The following is a 24,998-nucleotide window of genomic DNA, read 5'->3' on the forward strand; positions in this document are numbered from 1 at the left end:
CAAATCCGACACTTCGCACGCGGCGCATCTCGCGGAGGTTTGGTAGAAGACCAGCTCAGAGGCCGTGCCCGAGCCGTACGCGGCTCAGCGGCCGAGCACCGCCCGCATCACCGAGCGGGCGATCGGCGCGGCCAGGGCTCCCCCGCTGACGTCCGTCGCGTCACTGTCCGCGACCACCACCGCCACCGCGACCGGCGGCACCGCGTCCGAGCCGGCCGGCTTGGCCCAGGCGATGAACCAGGCGTACGGCGTCCCGCTGTTGTCCACACCGTGCTGGGCGGTACCGGTCTTGCCGCCCACCACCGCCCCGGCGATCCGGGCGTTGCCGCCTGTCCCGCTCTCCACCACGTCCGTCATCAGCTTCTGCACCTGCCCGGCCACCGCCGGGGTGAGCGCCCGCCGGTAGACGGCCGGCTTCATCAACCGCACCACGGCGCCGTCGCTCCTCGTCAGCTTGTCCACAAGCTGTGGACGCATCACCGTGCCGCCGTTCGCCACCCCGGCCGCGACCATGGCCATCACCAGCGGCGTCGCGGCGGTGTCGAACTGCCCGATCGAGGAGAGCGCCAGCTGCGCCTGGTCCATCCGCGTGTCGAAGGTGGAGCGCGCCGGGCGCACCGGCATGTCCAGCTTCGGGTCGTTGAAGCCGAAGTTCTCGGCCATCGCCGCCATCGCGTCCAGCCCGGTCCGCACCCCGAGGTAGCCGAGCACGCTGTTGCAGCTGGCGGTCATCGCGGCGGACAGCGACTGGCCCGGCCGGTCGCAGGCCGCGGTGTCGTTCACCAGGGGCGTGGTGGTGCCGGGCAGCACGTACGGGAACGGCGCGGTGGTGGGCGCGGCCGGGTCGGTGACCACGCCCGCCGCGAGCGCGGCCGCCGCCGTGACCACCTTGAAGGTCGAGCCCGGCGGGTAGGTCTGGCGCAGCGCCCGGTTGAGCATCGGCTGGTCGGGGTCGGTCTGCAGCCGGTTCCAGGCCTCCTGGTCGGCGGAGGTGGAGCCGGCGAAGGAGCCCGGGTCGTAGGAGGGCGTGCTGGCCAGGGCCAGGATCCGGCCGGTGGCCGGCTCGATCGCCGCCACCGCGCCCTTCTGGGCGCCGAGCCCGCGCATCGCCGCCTCCTGGGCGGCCCGGTTCAGCGTGGTGGACACGTTCCCGCCGGGGTTCTGCCGGCGGGAGACGGCGTCCCAGACCGCCCAGCCGCCCAGCCGGGGGTCGGTGCCGATCAGCAGGTCGTCCTCGGTGCCCTCCAGCTGGGTGGTGCCGTACGCCTGCGAGGCGAAGCCGGTGACGGCCGCGAACAGCGGGCCGTCGGTGTAGCCGCGCTTGTACGCGTACCGGCCCCTGGTCGGCACCGAGCCGGTCACCGCCACGTCACCGACCAGGATGTCCCCGCGCGGCCGGGCGTAGCGCTCGACGGTGAGCCGCTGGTTGGCGCTGTTGTGGTTCAGGCTCCTGGCCTCGAACACCTGCACCCGGGTGGCCTGCGCGCACAGCGCCGCGACCAGCAGCAGGCAGAAGGTGCCGGCCCGCCGGCCGGTCACCGAGATCCCGGGCAGGCCCTGCGGGCCGTTGCCCTTCGGCCGGATCCGGGCCATCAGCCCACCTCCGGCGCGGGCCGCCCGGCCTCGTCGCTCATCCGCACCAGCAGCGCGACGATGATCCAGTTGGTGACCACCGAGGAGCCGCCCTGGGCGACGAACGGCAGCGTCATCCCGGTCAGCGGGATCAGCGCGAGCACCCCGCCCGCCACCACGAACACCTGCAGGCCCACGATCGCCGCCAGCCCGATCGCCAGCAGCCGCCCGAACGGGTCGCGCAGCGCGATGCCCGTCCGGAAGCCCCGGGAGACCAGCAGCGCGTACAGCAGGAACACCGCGATCAGCCCGGTCAGGCCGAGCTCCTCGCCGAGCGTCGCGAGGATGAAGTCCGACTTGGCGGCGAAGCCGATCAGCACCGAGTGCCCGTTGCCCAGCCCGGTTCCCAGCTCGCCGCCCCAGGCGAACGCGAACAGCGACTGGGCGATCTGGTTGGCGCCCCGGCCCGCCGCGATCGAACCCAGCGGGTCCAGCCAGTCCACCACCCGGCTGTGCACGTGCGGCGACAGCCAGCCCACCGTCACCGCGCCGACCGCCGCCAGCCCCAGCCCGATCGCGATCCAGCCCGTCCGCGCGGTGGCCACGTAGAGCATCACCACGAACAACCCGAAGTACAGCAGGGACGTCCCCAGGTCGGTCTCCAGCACCAGCACCCCGACGAACGCCGCCCAGATCAGCAGCACCGGCCCCAGCACCCGACCGCGCGGCAGCTGCCAGCGCCAGACCCGGCGGCCGGTGAGCGCCAGCGCGTCCCGGTGCACCGCCAGGTAGGCGGCGAAGAAGACGGCCAGCAGGACCTTGGCGAACTCCCCGGGCTGGAAGGACAGCGGCCCGATGACGATCCAGATCCGGGAGCCGTACACCGGCGGGAAGAAGATCGGCAGCACCAGCAGGACCAGCGCCCCCAGCGCCCCCAGGTACGCGTAGCGCCGCAGCCGCCGGTGGTCGCGCACCAGCAGGACGGCCGCGATGAACAGCGCCACCCCCAGGCTCGACCAGAGCAGCTGGGTGGAGGCGGCCTCCCGGCCCGGAGTGGCCCGGTCCAGCCGGTGGATCGCCACCAGCCCGATCCCGTTGAGCAGCACCGCGATCGGCAGCAGCAGCGGGTCCGCGTACCCGGCCCACCGGCGGACGGTGAGGTGTGCCGCCAGCGCCAGCCCGCCGAGCGCCGCTCCGTACTCGACGGCGTCCGCGGGCACCGCGCCGTCGAGGTCGGCGCCCACCTCCACGTAGCCGTACACGGCGGCCAGGACGGCCGCCAGCACCAGCACGAGCTCGGTCGTGCGCCTCGGCCGCACCGGCCGGCCCGGCGCGGCGGCGGACCTCGTCACGGCGGAGGGTGTGGCCATGGCTCCCTCCAGGGTGTCGGACAGGCCGGCCGGGGCCGGCCGCCCCGAATTCGCACCCTAACGAGGGTCATCCCGCTTTACCGGCTCCACGCCCCGGTGTGTCCGCCTTTGCCCGCTACTCGGGCCGACGCCCCGCCAGCGCGGCCACCGCCGCCCCCAGCAGGCCCAACAGGGCGAGGGCGAGCAGCAGTTCCGCCCACGGCGCCGCGACCAGCCCCGTCCGGGCGGCCGTCACCAGGTCGCGCACCGCCGCATTCGCCGGCGATCCGGGCAGCACCAGGGCCCCGGCGGACAGCCCCAGCGTCGCCAGGATGCCGTACGGCGAGCGGAGCAGCACCGGACGGTTGCCCAGCGCCCCGGCCAGCACGCCCGCCAGCACGCAGACCACCGAGGTCGCCAGACCGGCCGTCAGCGCCTCTCCGACGCCGGGGGCGTGCCCGGCCCCCGCGTTCGCCACCGCCCCGCTCAGCCCCCACAGCGCCGCCACCTCGCCCGCCGCCAGCAGCAGACCCGCCGTCAGTGCCGCCAGCAGCGCCCCCAGGTGCACCCGCGGCGCGCCCGCCGCCGCGACCAGGCAGGCCCGCGAGGCCGGCGGCTCGGCGTTCAGCGCGGCCCGGACGTACCAGGCGCTCACCGGCACCAGCACCCCCGCGCCGAACCCCAGCCCGCCCAGGAGCGGATCGCCGGGCTGCACCCCGATCACCATCAGCAGCGCGAACGCCAGGAACGGCGGCAGCCAGGCGTGCGAGCGCACCAGCAGCTCCAGGTGGTACCGCGTCAGCGCCCCGACGAGCCTCACCGCTCCCCCTCCCGCCGCCGCACCGCCAGCACCCGTACGGCCGGACGGCCCACCAGCAGGCTGCGCAGCAGCGCGTCCGAGTGCGCGCGGGACACCGCCAGCCGCACCGCCGTCCCGCCGAGCGCGGCCCGCTCCGGCGCGCCGGGCAGCCGCTCCGGCAGCGGGGAGCCGTCCGGCACGTCCACCTCGATCTCCATCACCGGGCCGCCCTCCGGCCGCGCCTCCTGCTCCACCGCGCGCAGCCCGCCGTCCGCGCCGACCCGGTAGACGGCTCCGGTCCGCCCGGCCAGCCGGGTCGGGTCGTGGTCCACGAACAGCACGGCGCCGCCCCGCGCCGCCCGCTCGGCGGCCGCCTCGTCCAGCACCGCCCGGGCCTGCGGGTCCAGCCCCGTCCAGGCTTCGTCCAGCAGCAGCACCCTCGGCTCGGCGATCAACGCCTGCGCCACCGCGACCTTCTGGCAGGTGCCCTTGGACAGCCGGCTCAGCGGCGTGCCCGCCCGGTCCGCGATGCCGAACCGCTCCAGCCACCACCCCGCCCGCCGCCGCGCCGCCTCGGCCGACAGGCCGTGCACCCGGCCCACCCGCAGCAGGTACGAGGCGGCGTCGAACGGCAGCGCCGGCGGGAAGCGCTCGGGCACGTACGCGACCGGGCCCGGCCGCGCGACCCTGCCGGTACTGGGCCGCTCGATCCCGGCCGCGAGCCGCAGCAGCGTCGACTTCCCACTACCGTTCGCACCGGCGATCCGCACCAACTCCCCCGGCCCGACCGCCAGATGGACGCCCCGCAGAATCCACCGGCCGCCCCGCCCGTACCGCTTGCCGACCGCCGTCAGCTCCATCGCGCCCTCCCCTCCCGCTCGTGGCGTACGCAGGCTAGCGGGGCCCCTGTGAGACCGGCGTGAACGCACCGGAGCGCGACCGTCCCGTTTGGCCTTGGCGAACTGATGGTCCCTAGGATCGCCGCGTGAATACCGGACGACGACCGAAGACCAGGCTCGGCAGCCTGCTGGCGGCCATGGCGATAACCGGCGCCTCGCTGCTGCTCGGCCTGCCCGCCCACGCCGACGAACCAACAGCCGGCGCCGCCCCAGCCGCCCCCAAGGAAGCCCCCCGGGTCGACCTGATCCTGGACGTCAGCGGCTCCATGACCGCCACCGACATCCAGGGCAAGAGCCGCATCTCGGTGGCCCAGCAGTCGCTGAACGAGGTGATCGACGCGCTGCCGCCGGAGACCGAGTTCGGCATCCGCACCCTGGGCGCGACCTACCCCGGCAACGACAAGAACATCGGCTGCCAGGACACCAAGGTGCTCTTCCCGGTCGGCAAGACCAACAAGGTCGAGGCCAAGACCGCCGTCGCCACCCTGCGTCCCACCGGCTGGACCCCGATGGGCCTGGCCCTGCGCGGCGCCGCACAGGACCTCGGCAAGGGCGAGACCACCCGCCGCGTGGTGCTGATCACCGACGGCGAGGACACCTGCACCCCGCCCGACCCGTGCGACGTCGCCCGCGAACTCGCCTCCCAGGGCATCCACCTGGTGGTCGACACCCTGGGCCTGGCGCACGACGACAAGACCCGCCAGCAGCTGCTCTGCATCGCCAACGCCACCGGCGGCACCTACACCGACGTCCGCACCCCGCAGCAGCTCACCGACAAGGTGAAGCAGCTCGTCGACCGCACCAACGACACGTACACGGTGACCCCGGTCAAGACCTCCGGCACCGACAAGTGCGAGAACGCCCCGGTGCTCGCCCCCGGCGTCTACAGCGACCGCGAGAAGTTCTCCGAGCACCGCGTCTACAAGGTCCCGGTCAAGGCCGGCCAGGAGCTGCGCGCCTCGGTCAGCGTCTCGCTCGACCGCGCGGTGAACCGGGACTACGGCGTCCTGCTGCAGGCCACCAGCGCGACCGGCCAGGAGCTGGTCCGCGGCACCGACGCCGGCAGCAGCCGCACCGACGTGGTCTCCACCGGCCTGCGCTGGTCCACCGACGACTCCAAGGGCTACGTCACCGCGAGCCCGACCACCTCGTCCAAGGACAAGGACAAGGAGAAGCCGGACACCACGGTCTGCCTGGTCGTCAGCAACTCGGCCTCCCCGCAGTCCGGCGTCCAGGCGGACCCCGGCATGCCGGTGGAGCTGACCGTCGACCTGACCGCCGCCTCGCCCGCCCCCGAGGGCGCCGCGATGGGCCTCGGCCGCGGCTGGATCCTGCTGCTCACCCTCACCCTGGCCGGCCTGCTCTTCGGCCTGGTCTTCGGCTGGATCGCGCGCTGGCGCATCGCCGTCTGGCGGGAGAACTGACATGCGTACGACGTTCCGCGGCGCCCTCGCCGCCCTCGCCCTGCTGCCCGCCCTCGCCCTCGGCGCCCCGGCGGCCTCCGCCGCGCCGTCCCCCTCGGCGACCGCGAGCGGCACCCCCGCCCCGGCGACCAAGGCCGGCACCTCCTTCCTGACCGCCGTCAACCTGTCCCCGGGCCAGGACGCGAACGTCGCCGTCTCCACCGGCGACTACCTGTACTGGGCGTTCGGCGCCTCCGATGGCCAGACCCCGGCGGTCAAGCTGACCGTCAACCTGGCCGCCGGCGCCGACCGGCACGGCCCGCAGACCTGGTCGGTCGAGGTCTTCGACGGGCTGCGCCGCCGCCAGGCCTGCACGGCCGGCACCCAGAACGCCACGGGCGACCAGAACACCACCGCCCTGCAACTCGACTGCACCCTGCGCGAGGTCCGCACCTGGGCCGAGCCGTGGTCCGGCGACCCGCTGCCCGGCACCTACTACGTGCGGCTGTCGGTCACCGACGCCCCGCAGCCCGACCTCGGCCTGGCCGGTTCCGTCCAGCTGCACGTCGCCGCCAAGGGGAACGCCGACAACGCCCAGCCGGAGGGCGGGGAGCTGAAGGCCCCGCTGGTCCCGCCGGTCGGCGGCGGCGCCTCCACCGCCAAGGCGGCGGCCCCGGCGGCCGCGGAGGAGCACTGGTACACCGGCTGGTTCTCCGGCTGGAACAGCCGCTGGTACTGGACCATCGGCGGCGGCTTCCTGGCCGCCCTCGCGGGCGTCCTGGGCTACCACCTGACCCGGCACCCGCGCGGCCACCGCCCGGCCCGCTACGGCGCCGTCCCGCCCCAGTCCGGCCCGCACCACCACCACGAGGGCTACGCCGAGCGGCCCTGACCCCGCACCGAACGCCGGAGGGCCGGCCGGAAGCTTCCGGCCGGCCCTCCGGCGTTCGCGACGTGGCTCAGCCGCGGAACAGGTTGTGCCCGACGTCCGAGGGCACCTCGTCCTGGACGGGCGTGCTGCCGGGCCCCGGCACGTGCTCCCCGGGCACCGGCTCGGTGCCCTCCCGGTGCAGCAGCACGACCCCGTCCTCGGCCCACAGCTGCTTGTACCCGTGCGCCAGCAACAGCTGGATCCGCGCGGCCTGCTCCTGGTCCGTCTTGAACGGGAAGGACCGCTTGTCCGCCCGGGTCAGCACGTACTCGCGCCCGCGCGGCGTGCCGTCCACCAGCACCACGTCCGCCCGCGCCGTCAGCCGCGGCGCGATCTGGTTGTCCGCCTCGACGGACGCCCCGTCCGGGATCAGCGCGGCGGCCCGCACCAGCGCGGCCTCGCTGGCCTTGGGCGTCCAGGAGGACGGCACCGCGAGCTGCGCCAGCCCGATCGGCACGGCGGCGACCAGCGCGATCCCGGCCGCGCCCAGGCCCAGCCGCCGCGCCCGCCGGACGCTCCGCTCGGGCCGGTCGGCGGCGCTCAGCCGCCCCAGCACCTCGACCGTGGCGACCAGCAGGACCGGCCACAGCATCGAGTCGTAGTGCCGGGCGATCGACCAGTGGTTGGGGTTGCTGGAGAGGATCCGCTCGGCCAGCAGCGGCACCAGGCACAGCACGGTGGCCGAGCGCAGCGGCAGCAGCAGCAGGGTGCCGAACAGCCAGAGCAGCAGCAGCGGCTTGAGCGGCTGGTCGAAGGCGGTCTGCAGCAGCAGGAACGGGTTGTGCAGCAGGTGCCGCACCGCGTCGCCGCCGTCCGCGCCGAGCGCCTGGTAGTTCCAGTAGTAGCCCGGCTGGCCGCCCATCGCCGGGATCAGCCAGGTGATCGCGACGGCCGAGGCGACCGGCCCGCCGAGCAGCAGCCCGAGCCCGGTGTACCGGCCCGCGCGGTCGCCGGTGCGCCGGGTGCGCAGCAGCAGCACCAGCCCGTACGCGCCGACCAGCAGGCCGAGGTCCTCCTTGGTGCCGCACAGCAGCAGGGCGGCGAGCACCACGGTGCCGTACCGGCGGGCGAGCCCGCGCTCCAGCATCAGCAGGATCAGCGGGACGGCGAAGGCCACCTCGTGGAAGCCGACCCGGGCGGCGACCAGCAGCGGCCAGCCCAGCGCGTACACCAGCCCGGCCAGGTCGGCGGCGCGGCAGGCGGTGCGCGGCTCGGCGGCGGCGAAGGCGTGCGCGGTGATCCGCCGGATCAGCGGCACGCCGGCGGCGAACAGCAGCGACTGGCCGATGATCAGCGAGCGCGGGTCGTCCCAGATCCAGTACAGCGGCGCGAGCAGCGCCAGGACGGGCGAGAAGTGGTCGCCGAGCAGCGAGAAGCCGGGCGGGAACTCGTGGTGGTAGCTCTTCAGCGTGGAGACGGGCAGCCCGAAGTGGGCGTAGCCGCGCACGCCCTGGTCGAAGATGCCGAGGTCGAAGCCGCCGAGGCCGACCGAGGTCCAGCCCTGCAGGCCGACCGCGCACATGACGGCGAAGCAGAGGGCGGTCAGCAGCGCGGTGCGCCGGCCGGGGGTGAGGGCGGCGGCCAGCGCACGTGCCCGGCCGGGCGCTTCGGCGGCGCGCGACGGCGCGGCGGATCGGGTCTCGGTGGTCACGTCAGGTCTGCTTCGCCAGGTCCGCTCGGGTCAGGTCTGCTCGGTCAGGTCTGCTCGGTCAGGTCTGCTCGGTCAGGTCTGCTTGGTCAGGGCGGCGTCGTCGTCGAGCGCGGAGACGGGCAGCGCCCAGCCCTCGCCCTCGGCGGCCCGGCGCCGCACCCGGTACAGCCGCAGGCCGACCGCCACCAGGACGGCGATGCCCAGCGGCGGGTAGATGGAGCCGGGCAGCTGCCAGTACCAGGCGACCCCGCGGCCCCACCGGTGCGGCACCGTCCACATGACGTGCGAGAGGAACACGGCCAGCGTCACGCCCAGCAGCACCCGCCGGCCGACCGTCCTGGCCTCGGCGGCCAGCAGGGCGAGCAGCGGCAGGCACCAGACCCAGTGGTGGGTCCAGCTGATCGGGGAGACCAGCAGCGCGGTGAGCGCGGTGCACACGGCGCCCCAGGCGTCGGCCCGGCGCAGCACCCGCACGGACCGCCCGGCCAGCACCGCCACCGCGATGCCGAGCGAGGCCACCAGCGCGGAGGCCACCAGCCCGACCAGGCCCGGGTCGTTGACGTCGAGCAGCCGGCAGACGGCCCCGCGCAGCGACTGGTTGTCCACCAGGACGGTGACGCCGACCCGGCTCGGGTCCCACAGGTACGTCTTCCAGAAGCCGTACGAGGCGTCGGGCAGCGCGGCCCAGCCGATCAGACCGGCCGCCAGGAAGGTGGCGCCGGAGACCAGCGCGGCCCGGATCCGCCCGGTCAGCAGCAGGTAGACGGCGAACAGGCCGGGGGTGATCTTGATCGCGGTGGCCAGGCCGATGCCCACGCCCTTGAGCGGGGAGCGGTCGGGGCGGGTGAGGTCCCACAGCACCAGGCAGAGGATGGCGAGGTTGACCTGGCCGTACTGGAAGGTCGTGAAGACCGGCTCCAGCCAGATGCCGAGGCCCACGGCGGCCAGCACGGCGGCCGGGCGGTTGCGGCCGGCCGGCCAGCCGGCCAGCCGGAAGGACAGGTGCGCCGCCAGGGCCAGCAGCGCGTAGTTGCCGAGCATCACCAGGACGCGCAGGGTGCTCACGTCGAACCAGGTGCTCGGCACGAACAGCATCGCCGCGAACGGCGGGTAGGTGGCCGGCAGGTCCCACCCGGGCAGCCGCATCGCGTAGAGGTCGTCGCCGTTCACCACGGCCTGGCCCTCGGCCCGGTAGACGAGCATGTCGACCATGGTCGCCCCGTGCTGGTGCCGCAGCAGGGTGAAGACCGCGAGCGACACCGCCGCGAAGACGGCCGCCGCGACGGTCCGGGCCCTCGGTCTCCCGGTCACCGGCGCCCCGCCGGGCCCCTCGGACCCCGCGCGCCGCGACCACCGTGAAAGACCGAACTCGCGCACCGCGATGGCACCCCGTTGAGATAGACCAGATCGTCCGCCGTCAGCGTCTGGGCCCACCCACCATAACCGACCCCCCCGAAGCCCAAACCGCGTCAGAAACGCACCCCTGACGCCGATGTGACCTCGAACACAGCGACCGGCCGGCTCCTCGCCGAACCCCGCAAACGCGAAATCCCGCCGGGAGTTGCCTCCCGGCGGGATTTCGTCGACCGGTCGAACCGGCCGTTGGGTGGAGCTGAGGGGATTCGAACCCCTGACCCCCTCGATGCGAACGAGGTGCGCTACCGGACTGCGCCACAGCCCCAACGAGAAGAAACTCTAGCACCTTTCGGAGGGGGTCCGTGACCACCCCCCTGGCCGGGGGTGGTCACGGACCTCACTCGTTGGCGGCGCGGGGCCGGGCCTCGGGGGCCGGGGCCTCCGCGTACTGGTCGAACAGCGGGGTGGTGCGGGGCTCGGCCGGGCGCCCGGCGGTCCAGGTGCCGGGGGCCGACAGGTCGAGGTTGCGGGAGACCCGGGGGGCGACCGGCGCGGTGACGTAGGTCGGCAGCGGGACGGGCACCGGCTCCCAGGAGTCCGGGCCGGCCGCGCCGCGCTCGCGCATGCCGTCGACCCACTCCTCGTGTTCGGTCGCCTCGGCCACCGCGGAGGCGGAGCCGGCCGACGCGGCGGCCTGCTCCGGGTCGACGGCCAGCCGCAGGTGCGGGCGCCGCCCGGCCCGCTCCTCGACGGGCGGCCCGGGCACCTCGCGCCCGACCGGGGCGGCCGGGACGGTGGGCACCTCGACGTGCGACTGCTCGACGGGGGCGGCCTCGGCGGCCTCCGCCCGCTGCCGCTCGCGCTTGCGCAGCCGCTCGGCCGCCTGGGCGGCCCGGGCGCGGTCCAGCTTCACCTCGTACCGCTGGCGCTCCAGCCGGCGCAGGTGGCCGATGTAGCCGGTGAGGAGGACGGCCGGGACGGCCGGGACCCAGAGGAAGGCGAGCCCGGCGACCGCGGCGACCACGGCGCCGAGCGCGAAGGCGAGGAAGAGGACGGTGACCATCCGGCGGCGGCGGGCCAGCAGCCGCGCCCGCCGCTCCCCGCCGTCCTGCCGCACCGAAGCCGGGACCGGAGCCGGAGCCGCAGCCGGGGCGGGCGCCGGGGCGGACCGCTCCACGGGAGGTTCGGGCTCCCGCGCCGCGGGGTCGCCGGGGGCGGCCTCGTCCCGTTCGGGAGGGCCGTCGCTGGTGTGCTCGTCGTCACGCGGTTCGTCGCCCAGGGCCCGGGCTGCCCGCCGCTCCAGCGCCGAACGCCCGGCCAGCAGGCGGATGGCGGTGCTGAAGCGTTCCGTCGGGCGCGCCTCGTTGAGTTCGTCCTGCCTGCGGAGCCACATCGGCACCAGATAGGCGGCCCAGGCCCCTACGATGACGGCGTAGATAAGGCCGCTACTGCTCACGATTCACACCGTACGGGCGCCGGGGAAGGCCTGGCAGCAATTTGACGCGGCGTGTCGTGTGATCAAGCTGATTCTCCGACTATTTTGCCGGTATTTGTGCCGGTCCGGTGGGGCAGCGATGCCATATCGATATTTCTTTCGAACATATATTCAATTACCTGGCCCGTGCCCGGAACTGAGCGACCGCCGACGTTCCAGCATCCCCTCCGGAACCTCCTCCGCGGTCAGCGCGTAGACCAGGTGGTCCCGCCAGTCGCCGTCGATGTGGAGATAGCGCGGCCGGATTCCCTCCGAACGGAAGCCGAGCTTTTCCACCACCCGCCGGCTCGGGCGGTTCTCCGGGCGGATGCACACCTCGATCCGGTGCAGCCCGAGGGTCCGGAAACAGTGGTCCACGGAAAGCGCCACGGCGGTCGGCATGATGCCCTGGCCGGCCACCGCCTCGTCGATCCAGTAGCCGATGTTCGCCGCGCACATCGAGCCCCAGGTGATCCCGCCGACCGTCAACTGGCCCACCATGCGGCCCTTGTGGAGGACCACGAAGGGCAGCATCCGCCCGTGCGCGGCCTCGCCGCGCAGGAAGCGGACCATCTGCCGGTAGGTCGGCCGCGGGGCCGAGGCCTGGCCGGCCGGGCCCGGCGGCACGGTGGCCTCCCAGGGCTGCAGCCAGTCCCGGTTGCGGCGGCTCACCTCCTGCCACTCGTGCTGATCGCGGCGCCGGATCGGGCGCAGCACGACCTCCCCCTCGTGGAGTTCTACCGGCCAGCCGGCGTTCAGTGCGCTCTCCCGGAAGCTGGTGCGTCGGGCCGGGGGTGGTCCCCGCCGCGGAGCTGGTCCACGGCGTGGGCGAGCAGCGGCTCCAGGACGGCCAGGCCGTCCCTGACGCCGCCGGTCGACCCCGGCAGGTTGACGATCAGGGTACGTCCGGCGAGCCCCGCCAGCCCGCGGGAGAGCGCCGAGGTCGGCACCTTGTCCCGGCCGTACGCGCGGATCGCCTCGGCGATGCCGGGGACCGGCCGGTCGATCACCCGGGCGGTCATCTCGGGGGTGAGGTCCATCGGGGAGATGCCGGTGCCGCCGGTGGTCAGCACGACGTCGTAGCCGGCCGCGACGGCCTCGCGCAGCACCGCCTCGACCGGCTCGCCGTCCGGGACGACCCGGGGGCCGTCCGCGGCGAAGCCCATCGCGGTCAGGCCGGCGACCAGCAGCGGGCCGCCCCGGTCCTCGTACACCCCGGCCGAGGCGCGGTTGGAGACGGTCACCGCCAAGGCCCTCATGTCCTGTGCCGCCGTGCCCCGCGCCGTCACGCCTCCACCTCCGGCGCGAACCAGTCGCCGCTCTTGCCGCCGGTCTTGCTGAGCACCCGGACGGACTCGATCGCGGCGCCCTTGTCCACCGCCTTGACCATGTCGATGACGGTCAGCGCGGCGACCGCCACCGAGGTCAGCGCCTCCATCTCGACGCCGGTGCGGTCGGCGGTCTTCACGGTGGCGGTGATCTCGACCGCGTCGTCCGCGACGGCGAGGTCGACCTTGACGCCGGAGACCGCGATCGGGTGGCAGAGCGGGATCAGGTCCGGCGTCCGCTTCGCGCCCATGATCCCGGCGATCCGGGCCACCGCGAGGGCGTCGCCCTTGGGCACGCCCTCGCCGCGCAGCAGCTCGACCACCTTCGGGGAGACCCGGACCCGCCCGGCCGCGACGGCGGTGCGCGCGGTGGTGGCCTTCTCGGAGACGTCGACCATCCGGGCCGCGCCCTGCTCGTCGACGTGGGTCAGGCGGTCGCCGGGGGGAGGTGTCGTCACGGGTAACTCCAGGGGCGCACGGGTCGAATACGGCGCTACCGTACCGCTCTGTGACTCGCCACTCGTCTCCGGGCGCTCGGACCCGGTGTCGACGGTCGGCGCTCCGGCGCCCCCTCCGGCTCGGGGCGGGGAACGCGAACGGTCAGGAGTCCAGCAGCACCACGTCGACCGCGCTGCCGGCCGGCAGGTCGGTGACGTCCTCGGGGACGGTGATCAGGCAGTCGGCCCGGGCCAGGGCGCCGACCAGGTGGGAGTCGGCGCCGCCGACCGGCTCGACGGTGCCGTCCGCCGGCGAGTAGCGGCCGCGCAGGAACTGCCGGCGCCCGGCCGGGGAGCGCAGCGCGGACGGGCAGAGCGCGCGCACCACCGGGCGGTGGACGTCGGCCGCGCCGAGCATGGTGCGGATGACCGGGCGGACGAACAGCTCGAAGGAGATGTAGGCGCTCACCGGGTTGCCGGGCAGGGCGAGCAGCGGCACCCCGGTCCGGCCGCCGATCCGGCCGAAGCCCTGGGGCTTGCCGGGCTGCATCCGGAGCTTGCGGAAGTCCACGCCGCCGTAGGTCTCGAAGACCTCCTTGACGACGTCGTACGCGCCGACGCTGACGCCGCCGCTGGTGACGATCAGGTCGGCCCGGCCGAGCTGCTCCTCCAGGACGGCGCGCAGCCGCTCGGCGTCGTCGGGGACGGCGCCGACCCGGAAGGCGATGGCGCCGGCGGCCTGGGCGGCCGCGGTGAGGGTGAAGCTGTTGGAGTCGGCGATCTGCCCGGGCCCGACCGGCTCGCCGGGCTGGACCAGCTCGCTGCCGGTGGAGAGCACCACGACCCGCGGGCGCGGGCGGACCTTGACGGTGGCCCGGCCGATCGCGGCGAGCAGGCCGAGCTGGGTGGGGCCGAGCCGGGTGCCGGCGGCCAGGACGGTCGTGCCGGCCGCGACGTCGCTGCCGCGGCGGCGGATGTGCGCGCCCTCGGCGACCGGGCGCAGCACCCGGACCTCCTCGCCCTCGACGGGCGCGCCCATCGCGGCGGCGGCCACGCCGGTGCCGGTGCCGCCGTCCGTCCACTCGACCGGGGCGACGGCCTGGGCGCCGGGCGGCAGGGGGGCGCCGGTCATGATCCGGGCGGCCTGGCCGGGCCCGACCTTGGGCAGCTCGTCCGCGCCGGCGGCGATGTCGCCGACCACGGTGAGCACCGAGGGGTAGGTGTCGGTGGCGCCGGCGGTGTCGGCGGTGCGCAGGGCGTAGCCGTCCATCGAGCTGTTGTCGAAGGGCGGCAGGTCGCCGCCCGCGAGGACGTTCTCCTCCAGCCGGCAGCCCTGGGCGTCGAGCAGTTGGAGCTCGATCGCGGGCAGCGGGCCGACCGCGGCCAGCACGTCGGTGAGGTGCTCGTCGACCGTCCAGAGGCGAGGAGCCGCCGGCGCCCGGTCCGCGGACCCGTCACAGCAGGCTGCGTCGGTGGTGCTGTGCTCCGTGGACCCGGTCATCGGCGGCTCGCTCTCTGTCTGTCGGGGTGTCAGTCCTGCAGCTCGGTGGCGACGAACCCGCGCAGCCAGGAGCGGAACTCCGGGCCCAGGTCCTCGCGCTCGGCGGCGAGTCGGACGATGGCGCGCAGGTAGTCGGCGCGGTCGCCGGTGTCGTAGCGGCGGCCCTTGAAGAGGACGCCGTGGACCTTGCCGCCCTCGGCCTGGTCGCGGGTGGTCAGCTCGCGCAGGGCGTCGGTGAGCTGGATCTCGCCGCCGCGGCCGGGCTTGGTCTCGCGCAGCACGTCGAAGACCAGCGGGTCGAGGACGTAGCGGCCGATGACGGCGTAGTTGGAGGGGGCCTCGCCGGGCTCGGGCTTCTCGACCAGGTCGGTGACCTCGAAGACGTCGTCGCCGAAGCCGTTGGGCTTGACGGCGGCGCAGCCGTAGAGGTGGATCTGCGAGGGGTCGACCTCCATGAGGGCGACGACCGAGCCGCCGAACTCCTGCTGCACCTCGATCATGCGGGACAGCAGCGGGTCGCGGGGGTCGATCAGGTCGTCGCCGAGCAGGACGGCGAAGGGCTGGCCGGCGACGTGCTGCTCGGCGACCGAGACGGCGTGGCCGAGGCCCTTGGGGTCGCCCTGGCGGACGTAGTGCATGTTGGCGAGCTCGACGGACTCGCGGACCCGGCGCAGGCGGTCCTCGTCGCCCTTGCGGGCGAGCAGCTCCTCCAGCTCGTAGGCGCGGTCGAAGTGGTCCTCCAGCGCGCGCTTGTTACGGCCGGTGACCATGAGTATGTCGGACAGGCCCGCGGAGGAGGCCTCCTCGACGACGTACTGGATGGCCGGCTTGTCGACGACCGGGAGCATCTCCTTCGGGGTGGCCTTGGTCGCCGGGAGGAAGCGGGTGCCCAGTCCGGCCGCGGGTACCACGGCCTTGGTGACCGGAATTCGGGAGTTGCTCGTCGTCATGCGTTTACCTTACTCAGGCACGTTTTTGCCCGGCCGAGCACGGTCGGTCCCTGCTCAGGACAGCAGGTCACGGGGCCCGGCAACGATGGCAGGCGAATGGAAGGTGACCGGCTGGGCGAGGGGGTCCCGTCCGGCACAGGCCGACAGACTACCCGGCTTTTCCGAACGGTCACGTTCGGCAGTCACCCCGTCCTCCGTACCGGAAGCGACCGGTCGTCGCGGCTCGGCGGCGGGGGGCGCGCCACCGGTCCGCGGGGCGGTCCGCCAGCAGTCGCCGCCGGCCGCCCGGGCCTCGGCGAGCGCCCGGTCGGCGGCGCGCAGCAGCACGGCGGCGTGGCCGCCGTCCTCGGGCAGCACGGCGATGCCGACCGCGGCGGTCAGGCCGTTGCCGTGCGCGGGGCGGGGCTCGCGCGGGCCGGAGGACCAATCCAGCAACAAGTGCCGGCGCACCGACCAGACCAGCCGTTCGGCGACCTGCGCGGCGCCCTCGGCGCCGGTGTCCGGCAGCACCACCAGGAACTCCTCGCCGCTGTAGCGGCCCAGGGTGTCGGAGCGGCGGATCTCCATCGCGAGCCGCTGGGCGAGGTCGCGCAGCACGGCGCCGGACCGGGCCCGGCCGTGCTCGGCGACGACGGCCCCGAAGCCGGCGATCTCCAGCATCAGCACGGCGAGCGGGCGCGGTCCCTCGGCCTGCTCGCTGTGCTCGGCCCGGCGGGCGCGCTCGATCTCGCGGTCGAGGGTGAGCTGCAGGTGGCGGTAGTTCCACACGCCGGTGAGCGGGTCGCAGGAGGCGGTGCGCTCCAGCTCGGAGCAGCGGGCCTCCAGTTCGGCGATCCGCTCGCGCTGGCGCCGCTGCCGGGCGGCGGCCTCGGCGGCGCCCCTGCGCAGGCGCAGGCCGAGCACGGCGGTGCCGGCCAGGGCGGGGGCGCTCAGCGCGGCCAGCGCCTGGACCAGCAGCGGGGTGGACAATCGCGGCGCCCTTTCACGTGTCAGGCTCTGCGGACGTGGAGGATCTGATGCACAACGACAAGAACGGGCTGAGGACACGGCTGCTCGCCGAACGCCGGGCCCTGAGCGACGGGGAGCGGGCCGCGGCGGCGCTCGCGCTGGCCGGGCACGCCGGGGAGCTGGCCGGGCCGGGCGCGACGGTGGCGGCGTACGTCTCGGTGGGCGCCGAGCCGGGGACGCGGCCGCTGCTGGACGCGCTGCGCTCGCGCGGGGTGCGGGTGCTGCTGCCCGTCCTGCTGCCGGACAACGACCTGGACTGGGCCGAGTACGGCGGGCCCGGGGAGCTCGCCCCGGCCGGGCGCGGGCTGCTGGAGCCGGTGGGGCCGCGGCTGGGGCCGGCGGCGGTGACGGAGGCGTCGGTGGTGCTGCTGCCGGGTCTGGCGGTGGACCGGCGCGGGCTGCGGCTGGGGCGCGGCGGCGGCAGCTACGACCGGGTGCTGGCCCGGCTGGAGCGGTCCGGCGCGCACCCGGTGCTGGCGGTGCTGCTGTACGGGCACGAGCTGCTGGAGCGGGTGCCGGCCGAGCCGCACGACCGGCCGGTGGACCTGGCGGTCACGCCGTCCGGGGTGCACCGGCTGGACTGAGCGGCCCGGAAGCCCGGCGGGCCGGAACGGCGGCGGCCCCGCTCCCGGGTGGGAGCGGGGCCGCCGGCCGTACGGGGGCTCAGCCGTTGGTGAGCACCAGCTTGTGCTTGGTCGCCTTCTCGACCGCGTCGGGCGTGAACGCCCAGGTCAGCAGCTTGCCCTTGAGCCAGAGATCGGTCTGGTCGTTGTAGTTGGCGTGGAAGGCGTGGCCGGAGGCGCCGCCGACGTTGATCCAGTGCGAGGAGTCCAGGTCGCTCAGGTCGACCACCATCCGCATCGACGGGATCCAGTCCACCTGGTAGCCCGCGGCCGCGTTCCAGCCGGCCGCGTCGACCGCGGCGGAGCCGCCGGAGAGGCGGTACGGGCCGCGGTTGAGCAGCTTGTGGACGACGCCGGAGGCGATCGAGGAGTCGTCGGTGCCGAGGGTCTGCTCCTTCAGCTCCAGCTTGTGCAGCCGGCCCCAGCTCCAGGTGGAGATGTCCTTGCTCAGCAGCGAGGTGAGGTCCTGCCGGGCGTTCTTCATCGCCTCCTTGAGCAGGTTGTCCAGGCCCTTCTGCTCCTTGTGGTCGGAGTCGATGTACGTCCACCAGCTGCTGTCGGGCTTGTCGAGCTGCTGGCGGACCACCTCGGTCCAGCGGTCGCCGCCGTCCGGCTGGGCCTTGCCCGGGTCGCGGGTGCCGCACTCGGTGACGATCCGGCTGCCGCTGTCCGGCTTGGTCGGGTCGCCCTGCTGGCGGACCAGCAGGCAGTCGCCCTTGGCCCGGAGGTCGGCCGGGAACTTCTGGCCGAAGGCGAGGGTGAGCAGGTTGCGCCAGACGCCGTTGTAGTACGCGGCGGCGGCCGAGTCGGCGTCCTGGTGGTAGTTCCAGTCCTTCAGCAGGTCCTGGGCCTCGCGCACGTACGGGTCGTCGATCTGCTGCTTGAGCAGCAGCGGGACGAGCGTCTTGGCCATGATGCTGGTGTTGTCCAGCTGGAGGTTCTGCATGTCGTCCGGCGAGATCTTGCCGTTGTTCTTGAGCAGGCCCTCGATCTGCTCGGTGATCTCCTTGGCGCGGGTGCCGTACTCCCAGTCCTTGGTCAGGTTGTACTTGTAGCTCGGGTCGACCACGGCCTGGTTGGCGGTGACGATGTAGCCCGCGGCCGGGTCGAGGCTGTAGGGCAGGGCGCTGAAGGGGATCGAGCCCTTCCACTGGTAGCCGGAGTCCCAGCCGGGGGCGGGCATGGTGCCGTCGCCCTTGCCGCGGATCGGGACGTCGCCGGGGGCCTGGTAGCCGATGTGCTTGGCGTCGGCGTAGATCAGGTTCTGCGCCGGGACGGCGAAGTCCTTGGCGGCGCCCCGGAACTCGTCCCAGTTCCGGGCCTTGTCGAGCTCGAAGACGGCGTCCATGGTCTTGCCGGGGTTGAGCGCCGTCCACTGCAGGGCGACGCCGTAGCCGGTGGTGCCGCGGTCGGGGGCGGCGCTGCCGTTGGGAGCGTACTTGCCGACGTTCTGCTGCTCGGTGCTCTGGTCGGAGATGAGCGGAGCACCGGTCCTGGTGGTGCGGACGGTGATGGTGCGGTCCTCGCCGCCGGCGACCTTGATGGTCTCCTTGCGGAGGTCGAACTTCTCGTCCTTGCCGTCGACCTGGTACGTGTCCGGGCCGGTGACCTTCTCCAGGTAGAGGTCGGTGACGTCGGCGCCGAGGTTGGTGAAGCCCCAGGCGACGTCCTTGTTGTGGCCGATGACCACGCCGGGCATGCCCGCGAAGGTGAAGCCGGAGACGTCGAACTGGCAGGCCGGGGAGGACGTCCGGCAGTGCAGGCCCATCTGGTACCAGACCGAGGGCAGGCCGGGGCCCAGGTGCGGGTCGTTGGCGAGCAGCGGCCGGCCGGTGGTGGTGTGGCTGCCGGCGACGACCCAGGAGTTGGAGCCGATGCCCTGGCCGGGGCGGCCGAGCAGCTGCGGCATCTTGTCGACCCGGTCGGTCAGGCCCTGCAGCAGCGCCTTGGTGGTGGCCGCGCCCTGGGCGGTGCCGGCGCCGGGAGTGCCGGCGGCCGGCGCGGGGCCGTCCGCCGGGCGGTAGGTGTCGCCGCTGACGGTGCCGGTCTTCACGATGGTGCCGTTGCGGCTGTACGGGTAGTCCGGGTACAGCTCGGCGATCTTCTCCGGGGTGAAGTCCTGGGACAGCAGCGAGCGGTCGATCTCCTCCTGGAGGTTCCCGGAGAGGTTCCAGGCCATCGCCTTGAGCCAGGCCACCGAGTCGACCGGGGTCCACTGCTCGGGCTTGTAGCCGTCGTTGACCATGCCGAGCAGCGCGTACTCCAGCGAGGCCTTCTCGCCGCCGGGGTGCTCGCCGAGCCAGGCGTTCACGCCGTCCGAGTAGGCCTGCAGGTACTTCTTGGTCTCGGGCGACAGCTTGGTGTCGAACTCCTTCTGCGCGACCTGCCGCCAGCCCATGGTGCGGATGAAGGCGTCGGTGTCGACCTGGCCGTCGCCGAACATCTCGGACAGCCGGCCGGCGGTGATGTGGCGGCGGACGTCCATCTCCCAGAACCGGTCCTGCGCCTGGACGTAGCCCTGGGCGCGGAAGAGGTCCTCGGCGGTGTCGGCGTAGAGCTGCGGGATGCCGTTGGCGTCCCGCTTGACGTCGACCGGCGCGCTCAGGCCCGCGACCTTGACGCTGCCGTCGACCTCCGGGAAGGAGGCGCGGACCGCGGCGACCCCGCGGTAGCCGCCGTAGCCGACGCCGGCCACCAGCAGCACGACCAGCACGATCACGATCAGACGGGCGCGCCGGAACTTCTTCAAGCGGGGCATCTGGGTCCTTGCGGTCCTGACTTCGGGGCGGGCGGGCGTGTCCAGGGCCTGGGGCCGTGACAGGGCACCACATTAGGCCGAGTCGGCCGGACGCTGTGAACGGGGGACCAAGCTAAAGATATGGCAAAATGTTAGACTGAGTAACGATCCGCAAGGGGAGCATTGACGGCTTCTTAACGGGTCACCCCCCGCACCACCCAGACACCCCGTCCGCCCCTGCCTGCCCGAGGTGCCCCTGCGTGAACGTCGCCCACCTGAACCAGCTCCTGCTCGAATCCTCCGTGATCCTGCTGGTCGCGGTGGTCGCCGTGCGGTTCTCGACCAGATCGGGGCTGCCCAGCCTGCTGATCTACCTGGGGATCGGCGTGGCGCTGGGCCAGAACGGAATCGGCGTCACCTTCAACAACGCCGAGCTCACCCAGGTGCTCGGCTACGCGGCCCTGGTGGTGATCCTGGCCGAGGGCGGCCTCAAGACGAACTGGCGCGAGGTCAGACCCGCGATGCCGGCCGCCACCGTGCTCGCCACCGTCGGCGTCGGGGTCAGCGTCTTCGTCACCGCGGCCGGCGCGCACTGGCTGGTCGGCCTGGACTGGCAGACCTCGCTGCTGCTCGGCGCGATCGTCTCCTCCACCGACGCCGCGGCCGTCTTCTCGGTGCTGCGGATGGTGCCGCTGCCGCACCGGCTCACCGGCCTGCTGGAGGCCGAGTCCGGCTTCAACGACGCGCCCGTCGTCATCCTCGTCGTCGCCTTCGCCAGCACCGGCGAGCCCGACACCTGGTACGTCCTGCTCGGCACCATCGTCGCCGAGCTGGCGATCGGCGCGGCCGTCGGCCTCGCGGTCGGCAAGCTGGGCGCGTTCGCCGTCAAGCACGTCGCGCTGCCCTCCTCGGGCCTGTACCCGATCGCCGTGGTGGCGCTGACCGTGCTCGCCTACGCCGGCGGCTCGCTGCTGCACGGCTCCGGCTTCCTCGCCGTCTACATCAGCGCCGTGATCCTCGGGAACTCCAAGCTGCCGCACGGACCGGCGGTGCGCGGCTTCGCGGACGGCCTGGCCTGGATCGGGCAGATCGGCATGTTCGTCCTGCTCGGGCTGCTCGCCGCGCCCGAGAGCATGGGCGACGCGGTGGTCCCCGCGCTGGTGATCGGCGCGGTGCTGGTGTTCCTGGCCCGGCCGCTGTCGGTGGTGCTCACCCTCACCCCGTTCCGGGTGTCGATACGCGAGCAGGCGCTGCTCAGCTGGGCCGGGCTGCGCGGGGCGGTGCCCATCGTGCTGGCCACCATCCCGGTGGTGTCGGGCGCGCACCAGGCCGACGACGTGTTCAACATCGTCTTCATCCTGGTCGTCGTCTTCACCCTGCTCCAGGGGCCGACCCTGCCCTGGGTGGCCAAGCGGCTGCGGATCGCCGAGGGCGCGATGGGCCAGGACCTCGACATCGAGTCCGCCCCGCTGGAGAAGCTGCACGGGCACCTGCTGTCCGTCTCGCTCGCGCCGGACTCCAGGATGTCCGGGGTCGAGATCAGCGAGCTGCGGCTGCCCAAGGGGGCGGCCGTCACCCTGGTCGTGCGGGAGGGCAACTCCTTCGTGCCGGACAAGGCGACCATGCTGCGCGGCGGGGACGAGCTGCTGGTGGTCACCACGGACGAGGTCGGCGAGGCGGCGGAGCGGCGGCTGCGGGCCGTGGACAAGGGCGGCAAGCTCGCGGGGTGGCTGAACGGGAAGTGAGCTCGGCCCGGCCGGGGGGTGCGGGGCTGCGGGTCGGGGCCGGGGGGCTGGCTCGGGGCCGGGCTGCAGGGTCGGGGCCGGAGGCCGGTCGTCTCGCCTGGTCGTCGCCCGGGTCGTCTCGCCTGGTGAGCCGGTTCACCCGGCGAACCTGGCGGGTCTACGCGCGTAACCGGTATGCTGGGACGGATACTCCGTTCGACTACTGTGAGAACACACCCAGCATCTGCCTGACGCAGAGTTGGCGCGACCGCTCGGCGGCCGCGGTCCGGACCCCGGCCCACCGGCCGGGCCGACCCGGTATCTACCCCGGTCGACGCGCGAGAGGACGACTCTCGGCGCCGTCGGGGCCACCCCATGCCCTGCCGCGCTACCAGGCAGCAGGAAGGACCGACCGTGACGGCCCGCCGAACGGTCGACGACGCCGCGCAGATCGCGGACAGCACCGACACCGCAGCCCAGGCCCCCGCCCGCGTCGGGTACGGGACGCTGCTGCGCACCCCCGGTGCCTGGAGGTTCCTGGCGCCCGCCCTCGTCGCGCGGCTGCCCTACGCGATGCTCAGCATGGGCATCCTGCTGCTGGTCACCAAGACCCACGGCTCGTACGGCACGGCCGGTACGGTCACCGCCGTCGCCGCCGTCGCGCAGGCCCTGATCGGGCCGCAGACCGGGCGGCTCGCCGACCGGTACGGCCAGGCCGCGGTGCTCGTCCCGACCGTCCTGGTGCACGGCGCCTCGGTCGGCCTGCTGATCGCGCTGGCGCTCGGCCACGCGCCGGCCTGGAGCCTGTTCCTGGCCGCCGTCCCCGCGGGCGGCAGCGTGCCGCAGATCGGCGCGATGGTCCGGGCCCGCTGGGTGGCCCGGTTCACCGCGGACGGCCCGTCCGACGCCGCCGCGGCCCGGGTCAGCACCGCCTTCGCCTTCGAGTCCGTGACGGACGAGTTCACCTTCGTGATCGGCCCGATCCTGGCCTCCGGCATCGCCGCCTTCGCCAACCCGGCGGCCGCGCTGGTCGCCGAGGCCTCGCTGACCCTGGCCGGCGGGCTCGCCTTCGCCGCGCAGCGGCGCACCGCCCCCGCCCGGATCATCCCCGAGCCCGGGGTGCGGCGCGCCTCCGCGCTCGCCTCGCCGGGCGTGCGGCTGCTGGCCGCGGCGTTCCTCGGCGTCGGCACGGTGTTCGGCGGGATGCAGGTCTCGGTGAACGCCTTCGCCGACTCGGTCGGGCAGCACGACGCCGGCGGCACCGTGTACGGGATCTTCGCTGGCGGCTCGATGCTGGCCGGCGTGCTGTACGGCGTGATCGCCTGGCGGCGGACCGTCCAGCAGCGGATGGTCATGAGCTACTCGATGCTGGTGCTGGGTGCCTCGGTGCTGTGGGCGATGCCGAACCTGGTCGCCCTCACCGTCGCCGGACTGGTCTGCGGGCTGGCCATCGCACCCACCCTGATCAGCGGCTACACCCTGGTCGAGACGCTCGTCCAGGACGGCGCCAAGACCGAGGCCTTCACCTGGCTGACCGGGGCGATCGGGCTGGGTCTGGCGATCGGCTCGATGGTGGCCGGCAAGCTGATCGACGGGCACGGGCCCTCGGTCGGGTTCCTGGTGCCGGTGGTCGGCGCCGGGCTGGGGCTGGTCGCGCTGGTGTCGCTGCGGCACCTGCTGGTGGCGCCGGGGACGCCGAGCCGGGTGGTCGCGGGCTCCGCGGAGCGCGGCGGCGCCGGGGCCCTGGTGGGGGCGGTCGAGGGCTGAGCGGACGGCGGGGCGGAACCCGGGCGGGCCCATCTCACACCCGGGGTCGCTGGACTGATCCCGCGGAATACCGCATCATTGACCATCGTTAGCACTCATCAGGCGAGAGTGCCAGGAGGAAGCAAGTGCCCACGTACCAGTACCAGTGCACCGAGTGCGGCAACGGCCTGGAGGCGGTGCAGAAGTTCACCGACGAGGCGCTGACCACGTGCCCCGACTGCCAGGGACGACTGCGCAAGGTCTTCTCCGCGGTCGGCGTCGTGTTCAAGGGCTCGGGCTTCTACCGGACCGACAGCCGCTCGTCCTCCAGCAGCTCGGTGGGCGCCGGCTCCTCGTCCTCGACGTCGTCGACGACCTCCTCTTCGTCGTCGTCCGCGTCCTCTTCTTCTTCGTCGTCCTCGACCTCGTCCTCGACGGCCTCGTCGGCCCCGGCTTCGACCGCGAGCTGACCGCACGGCTCCGAGAACGCGTCTCGATCGCTTCGAGATCGCTTCGAGGACGCCCCGAGAGCGCTCCGAGAACGCTCCGAGAGCATTTCGGAAAGGCCCGTCGCTCCCGCTTCACGCGGGGCGGCGGGCCTTTTCGCGTTCGGCTCCAAACCTCGGGCGGGCCGAATTGATCCGTACGGGGGAACCGGGTTTCGGGTGGGGGCGGGTTGTCCACAGGCGGTGGGAAAAAGATTTCGCGCCGGGGGCGGAACACGCATCGTGGGGGCACCAGCGATCGACCGACCGGTTCCGGAGGTGCCCGATGACCGCCCTCAGCTTCACCGTCCCCCTGCCCGCCCCCACCGTCCCGCCCCGGCGGGAGGTGCCGAGCTTCCCGCCGATCCGGCGCGGGTGCGGCGGCTGGCACCGCTGGCGCGCCGCCGTCCGGCGGCGGGCCGGGCCGGCGCTCCTCCTGGGGCTCGCACTGGTCCTGCTCGCGGTCGCCGCGGCGCTCGCGTCCGGGCCGGCGCGGGCCGGGCTGCCGCCTCCCATCGAGAGCGCGGTGAGCCGAACGGGTTGTCAATCCACGGGTTCGGAAGATCACCCGTGACCGGGAGGCGACTTCGTCGTTCGAGGCGGCATGAAAGGCTTCAAGGAATTCCTGCTGCGTGGAAACGTCGTCGAACTCGCCGTCGCCGTGGTCATCGGCGCGGCTTTCACCAACATCGTCAACGCCTTCGTCAAGGGCGTGATCAATCCGATCATCGGCGTGTTCGGGAGCAAGGACCTCGCGTCCTACAGTTCCTGCCTCAAGGGGCCCTGCGAGGTGAGCGCCACCGGAGAGGTCACGCGCGGGATCCTCATCCTGTGGGGGTCCGTGCTCAGTGCCGCGCTGCAGTTCCTGATCACCGCGGCCGTCGTCTACTTCGTCCTGATCGTGCCGATGAACCGGATGGCCGCCAGGCGCCAGAGCCCCGCCGAGGCCGCGGCCGAGGCGGAGGCCAAGGAGGTCGAACTGCTCACCGAGATCCGTGACGCGCTGGTCGCCCAGCGCTGAGCAC

22 protein-coding genes and 1 tRNA gene are annotated in these 24,998 nt (G+C 73.8%); 8 read left to right on the plus strand and 15 right to left on the minus strand.

The features are described 5' to 3' along the window. Positions 1-84 precede the first annotated feature (84 nt). From AB2U05_RS13245 to AB2U05_RS13260, 4 genes are all read right to left on the minus strand, one after another. Positions 85-1,593, minus strand: a complete 1,509-nt coding sequence (locus tag AB2U05_RS13245) for a penicillin-binding transpeptidase domain-containing protein (RefSeq protein WP_078859883.1) — start codon at positions 1,591-1,593, stop codon at positions 85-87. Next, positions 1,593-2,942 carry an FtsW/RodA/SpoVE family cell cycle protein gene (locus AB2U05_RS13250; RefSeq protein WP_045696399.1) on the minus strand — a complete coding sequence of 450 codons (1,350 nt, stop codon included), beginning with the start codon at positions 2,940-2,942 and terminating at the stop codon, positions 1,593-1,595. Before AB2U05_RS13250 ends, AB2U05_RS13245 begins: the two co-directional genes overlap by 1 nt. 115 nt (positions 2,943-3,057) lie before the next feature. Continuing rightward, positions 3,058-3,741 carry an ABC transporter gene (locus AB2U05_RS13255; protein WP_369183283.1) on the minus strand — a complete coding sequence of 228 codons (684 nt, stop codon included), beginning with the start codon at positions 3,739-3,741 and terminating at the stop codon, positions 3,058-3,060. Beyond that, a complete protein-coding gene (locus AB2U05_RS13260; RefSeq protein ID WP_045696394.1) occupies positions 3,738-4,580 on the minus strand; it encodes an ATP-binding cassette domain-containing protein in 843 nt (280 codons plus the stop codon). The genes AB2U05_RS13255 and AB2U05_RS13260 overlap by 4 nt, the downstream gene beginning before the upstream one ends. A gap of 125 nt (positions 4,581-4,705) precedes the next feature. On the opposite strand from AB2U05_RS13260, the gene AB2U05_RS13265 reads away from it, so the two are divergent. Together AB2U05_RS13265 and AB2U05_RS13270 are read left to right on the plus strand one after the other, a co-directional pair. After that, the gene (locus AB2U05_RS13265; RefSeq protein ID WP_045696392.1) at positions 4,706-6,043 is read left to right on the plus strand and encodes a VWA domain-containing protein; all 1,338 of its coding nucleotides are present in this window, start codon (positions 4,706-4,708) and stop codon (positions 6,041-6,043) included. A 1-nt stretch (position 6,044) separates the two neighbouring features. After that, on the plus strand, positions 6,045-6,914 hold the full coding sequence (locus AB2U05_RS13270) for a peptidase (protein ID WP_369183284.1): 870 nt from the start codon (positions 6,045-6,047) through the stop codon (positions 6,912-6,914). 67 nt (positions 6,915-6,981) lie between these two features. Here the strand turns inward: AB2U05_RS13270 and AB2U05_RS13275 are convergent, their stop codons facing one another. The 10 genes from AB2U05_RS13275 to AB2U05_RS13320 all read right to left on the minus strand — a co-directional run bounded on the left by AB2U05_RS13275 (position 6,982) and on the right by AB2U05_RS13320 (position 16,619). Beyond that, the gene (locus AB2U05_RS13275) at positions 6,982-8,604 is read right to left on the minus strand and encodes a DUF2079 domain-containing protein (protein WP_369183285.1); all 1,623 of its coding nucleotides are present in this window, start codon (positions 8,602-8,604) and stop codon (positions 6,982-6,984) included. 72 nt (positions 8,605-8,676) lie between these two features. Next, entirely contained in the window at positions 8,677-9,915 is a 1,239-nt protein-coding gene (locus AB2U05_RS13280) for a glycosyltransferase 87 family protein (protein ID WP_369183286.1), read from the minus strand. A gap of 296 nt (positions 9,916-10,211) precedes the next feature. Then, a tRNA-Ala gene (locus AB2U05_RS13285) sits at positions 10,212-10,285 on the minus strand. Between the two features lie 72 nt (positions 10,286-10,357). Further along, positions 10,358-11,416, minus strand: coding sequence for a gephyrin-like molybdotransferase receptor GlpR (glpR, locus tag AB2U05_RS13290; protein WP_369183287.1), 1,059 nt, complete (start codon positions 11,414-11,416; stop codon positions 10,358-10,360). A 150-nt stretch (positions 11,417-11,566) separates the two neighbouring features. After that, positions 11,567-12,193 (minus strand): GNAT family N-acetyltransferase, encoded by a 627-nt coding sequence (locus AB2U05_RS13295; protein ID WP_045696386.1) that lies wholly within the window; start codon positions 12,191-12,193, stop codon positions 11,567-11,569. After that, positions 12,190-12,693 (minus strand): molybdenum cofactor biosynthesis protein B, encoded by a 504-nt coding sequence (locus AB2U05_RS13300; protein ID WP_045696384.1) that lies wholly within the window; start codon positions 12,691-12,693, stop codon positions 12,190-12,192. The genes AB2U05_RS13295 and AB2U05_RS13300 overlap by 4 nt, the downstream gene beginning before the upstream one ends. Before the next feature lie 26 nt (positions 12,694-12,719). Next, the gene (gene moaC, locus AB2U05_RS13305) at positions 12,720-13,220 is read right to left on the minus strand and encodes a cyclic pyranopterin monophosphate synthase MoaC (RefSeq protein ID WP_078859879.1); all 501 of its coding nucleotides are present in this window, start codon (positions 13,218-13,220) and stop codon (positions 12,720-12,722) included. 142 nt (positions 13,221-13,362) lie between these two features. Beyond that, the gene (gene glp / locus AB2U05_RS13310; RefSeq protein WP_045696381.1) at positions 13,363-14,700 is read right to left on the minus strand and encodes a gephyrin-like molybdotransferase Glp; all 1,338 of its coding nucleotides are present in this window, start codon (positions 14,698-14,700) and stop codon (positions 13,363-13,365) included. 29 nt (positions 14,701-14,729) lie between these two features. Then, on the minus strand, positions 14,730-15,650 hold the full coding sequence (gene galU / locus AB2U05_RS13315; RefSeq protein WP_045696379.1) for a UTP--glucose-1-phosphate uridylyltransferase GalU: 921 nt from the start codon (positions 15,648-15,650) through the stop codon (positions 14,730-14,732). A gap of 54 nt (positions 15,651-15,704) precedes the next feature. Beyond that, positions 15,705-16,619: a GGDEF domain-containing protein gene (locus tag AB2U05_RS13320; RefSeq protein WP_052707365.1), complete on the minus strand. Its 915-nt coding sequence runs from the start codon at positions 16,617-16,619 to the stop codon at positions 15,705-15,707. 47 nt (positions 16,620-16,666) lie between these two features. On the opposite strand from AB2U05_RS13320, the gene AB2U05_RS13325 reads away from it, so the two are divergent. Continuing rightward, on the plus strand, positions 16,667-17,242 hold the full coding sequence (locus tag AB2U05_RS13325) for a 5-formyltetrahydrofolate cyclo-ligase (RefSeq protein WP_045696377.1): 576 nt from the start codon (positions 16,667-16,669) through the stop codon (positions 17,240-17,242). A gap of 79 nt (positions 17,243-17,321) precedes the next feature. Here the strand turns inward: AB2U05_RS13325 and AB2U05_RS13330 are convergent, their stop codons facing one another. Beyond that, a complete protein-coding gene (locus AB2U05_RS13330) occupies positions 17,322-20,039 on the minus strand; it encodes a penicillin acylase family protein (protein ID WP_369183288.1) in 2,718 nt (905 codons plus the stop codon). A gap of 239 nt (positions 20,040-20,278) precedes the next feature. Here AB2U05_RS13330 and AB2U05_RS13335 point away from each other — a divergent pair, with 239 nt between their 5' ends. The 5 genes from AB2U05_RS13335 (at position 20,279) to mscL (ending at position 24,994) form a co-directional block, all read left to right on the plus strand. Then, a complete protein-coding gene (locus AB2U05_RS13335) occupies positions 20,279-21,763 on the plus strand; it encodes a potassium/proton antiporter (RefSeq protein WP_045709553.1) in 1,485 nt (494 codons plus the stop codon). Positions 21,764-22,192: 429 nt separating this feature from the next. Further along, positions 22,193-23,509 carry an MFS transporter gene (locus AB2U05_RS13340; RefSeq protein ID WP_369185946.1) on the plus strand — a complete coding sequence of 439 codons (1,317 nt, stop codon included), beginning with the start codon at positions 22,193-22,195 and terminating at the stop codon, positions 23,507-23,509. Positions 23,510-23,634: 125 nt separating this feature from the next. Beyond that, on the plus strand, positions 23,635-23,958 hold the full coding sequence (locus AB2U05_RS13345; protein WP_045696369.1) for an FmdB family zinc ribbon protein: 324 nt from the start codon (positions 23,635-23,637) through the stop codon (positions 23,956-23,958). A gap of 301 nt (positions 23,959-24,259) precedes the next feature. Then, positions 24,260-24,547 carry a hypothetical protein gene (locus tag AB2U05_RS13350; RefSeq protein ID WP_045696367.1) on the plus strand — a complete coding sequence of 96 codons (288 nt, stop codon included), beginning with the start codon at positions 24,260-24,262 and terminating at the stop codon, positions 24,545-24,547. Positions 24,548-24,577: 30 nt separating this feature from the next. Further along, positions 24,578-24,994, plus strand: a complete 417-nt coding sequence (gene mscL, locus AB2U05_RS13355; RefSeq protein WP_369183289.1) for a large conductance mechanosensitive channel protein MscL — start codon at positions 24,578-24,580, stop codon at positions 24,992-24,994. The last annotated feature ends 4 nt before the right edge of the window (positions 24,995-24,998 follow it).

This window comes from Streptomyces sp. Y1, from assembly GCF_041053115.1.
In the GTDB taxonomy this organism is placed as follows: domain Bacteria; phylum Actinomycetota; class Actinomycetes; order Streptomycetales; family Streptomycetaceae; genus Kitasatospora; species Kitasatospora rubellomurina.

Excerpts from the sequence above, each read along its gene's own strand:
- AB2U05_RS13260 (WP_045696394.1), bottom strand. The coding sequence starts at position 4,580 with ATGGAGCTGACGGCGGTCGGCAAGCGGTACGGGCGGGGCGGCCGGTGG.
- galU (WP_045696379.1), bottom strand. The coding sequence starts at position 15,650 with ATGACGACGAGCAACTCCCGAATTCCGGTCACCAAGGCCGTGGTACCC.
- glp (WP_045696381.1), bottom strand. The coding sequence starts at position 14,700 with ATGACCGGGTCCACGGAGCACAGCACCACCGACGCAGCCTGCTGTGAC.
- mscL (WP_369183289.1), top strand. The coding sequence starts at position 24,578 with ATGAAAGGCTTCAAGGAATTCCTGCTGCGTGGAAACGTCGTCGAACTC.
- AB2U05_RS13245 (WP_078859883.1), bottom strand. The coding sequence starts at position 1,593 with ATGGCCCGGATCCGGCCGAAGGGCAACGGCCCGCAGGGCCTGCCCGGG.
- AB2U05_RS13325 (WP_045696377.1), top strand. The coding sequence starts at position 16,667 with ATGCACAACGACAAGAACGGGCTGAGGACACGGCTGCTCGCCGAACGC.
- AB2U05_RS13270 (WP_369183284.1), top strand. The coding sequence starts at position 6,045 with ATGCGTACGACGTTCCGCGGCGCCCTCGCCGCCCTCGCCCTGCTGCCC.
- AB2U05_RS13300 (WP_045696384.1), bottom strand. The coding sequence starts at position 12,693 with ATGAGGGCCTTGGCGGTGACCGTCTCCAACCGCGCCTCGGCCGGGGTG.
- AB2U05_RS13350 (WP_045696367.1), top strand. The coding sequence starts at position 24,260 with ATGACCGCCCTCAGCTTCACCGTCCCCCTGCCCGCCCCCACCGTCCCG.
- AB2U05_RS13330 (WP_369183288.1), bottom strand. The coding sequence starts at position 20,039 with ATGCCCCGCTTGAAGAAGTTCCGGCGCGCCCGTCTGATCGTGATCGTG.
- AB2U05_RS13250 (WP_045696399.1), bottom strand. The coding sequence starts at position 2,942 with ATGGCCACACCCTCCGCCGTGACGAGGTCCGCCGCCGCGCCGGGCCGG.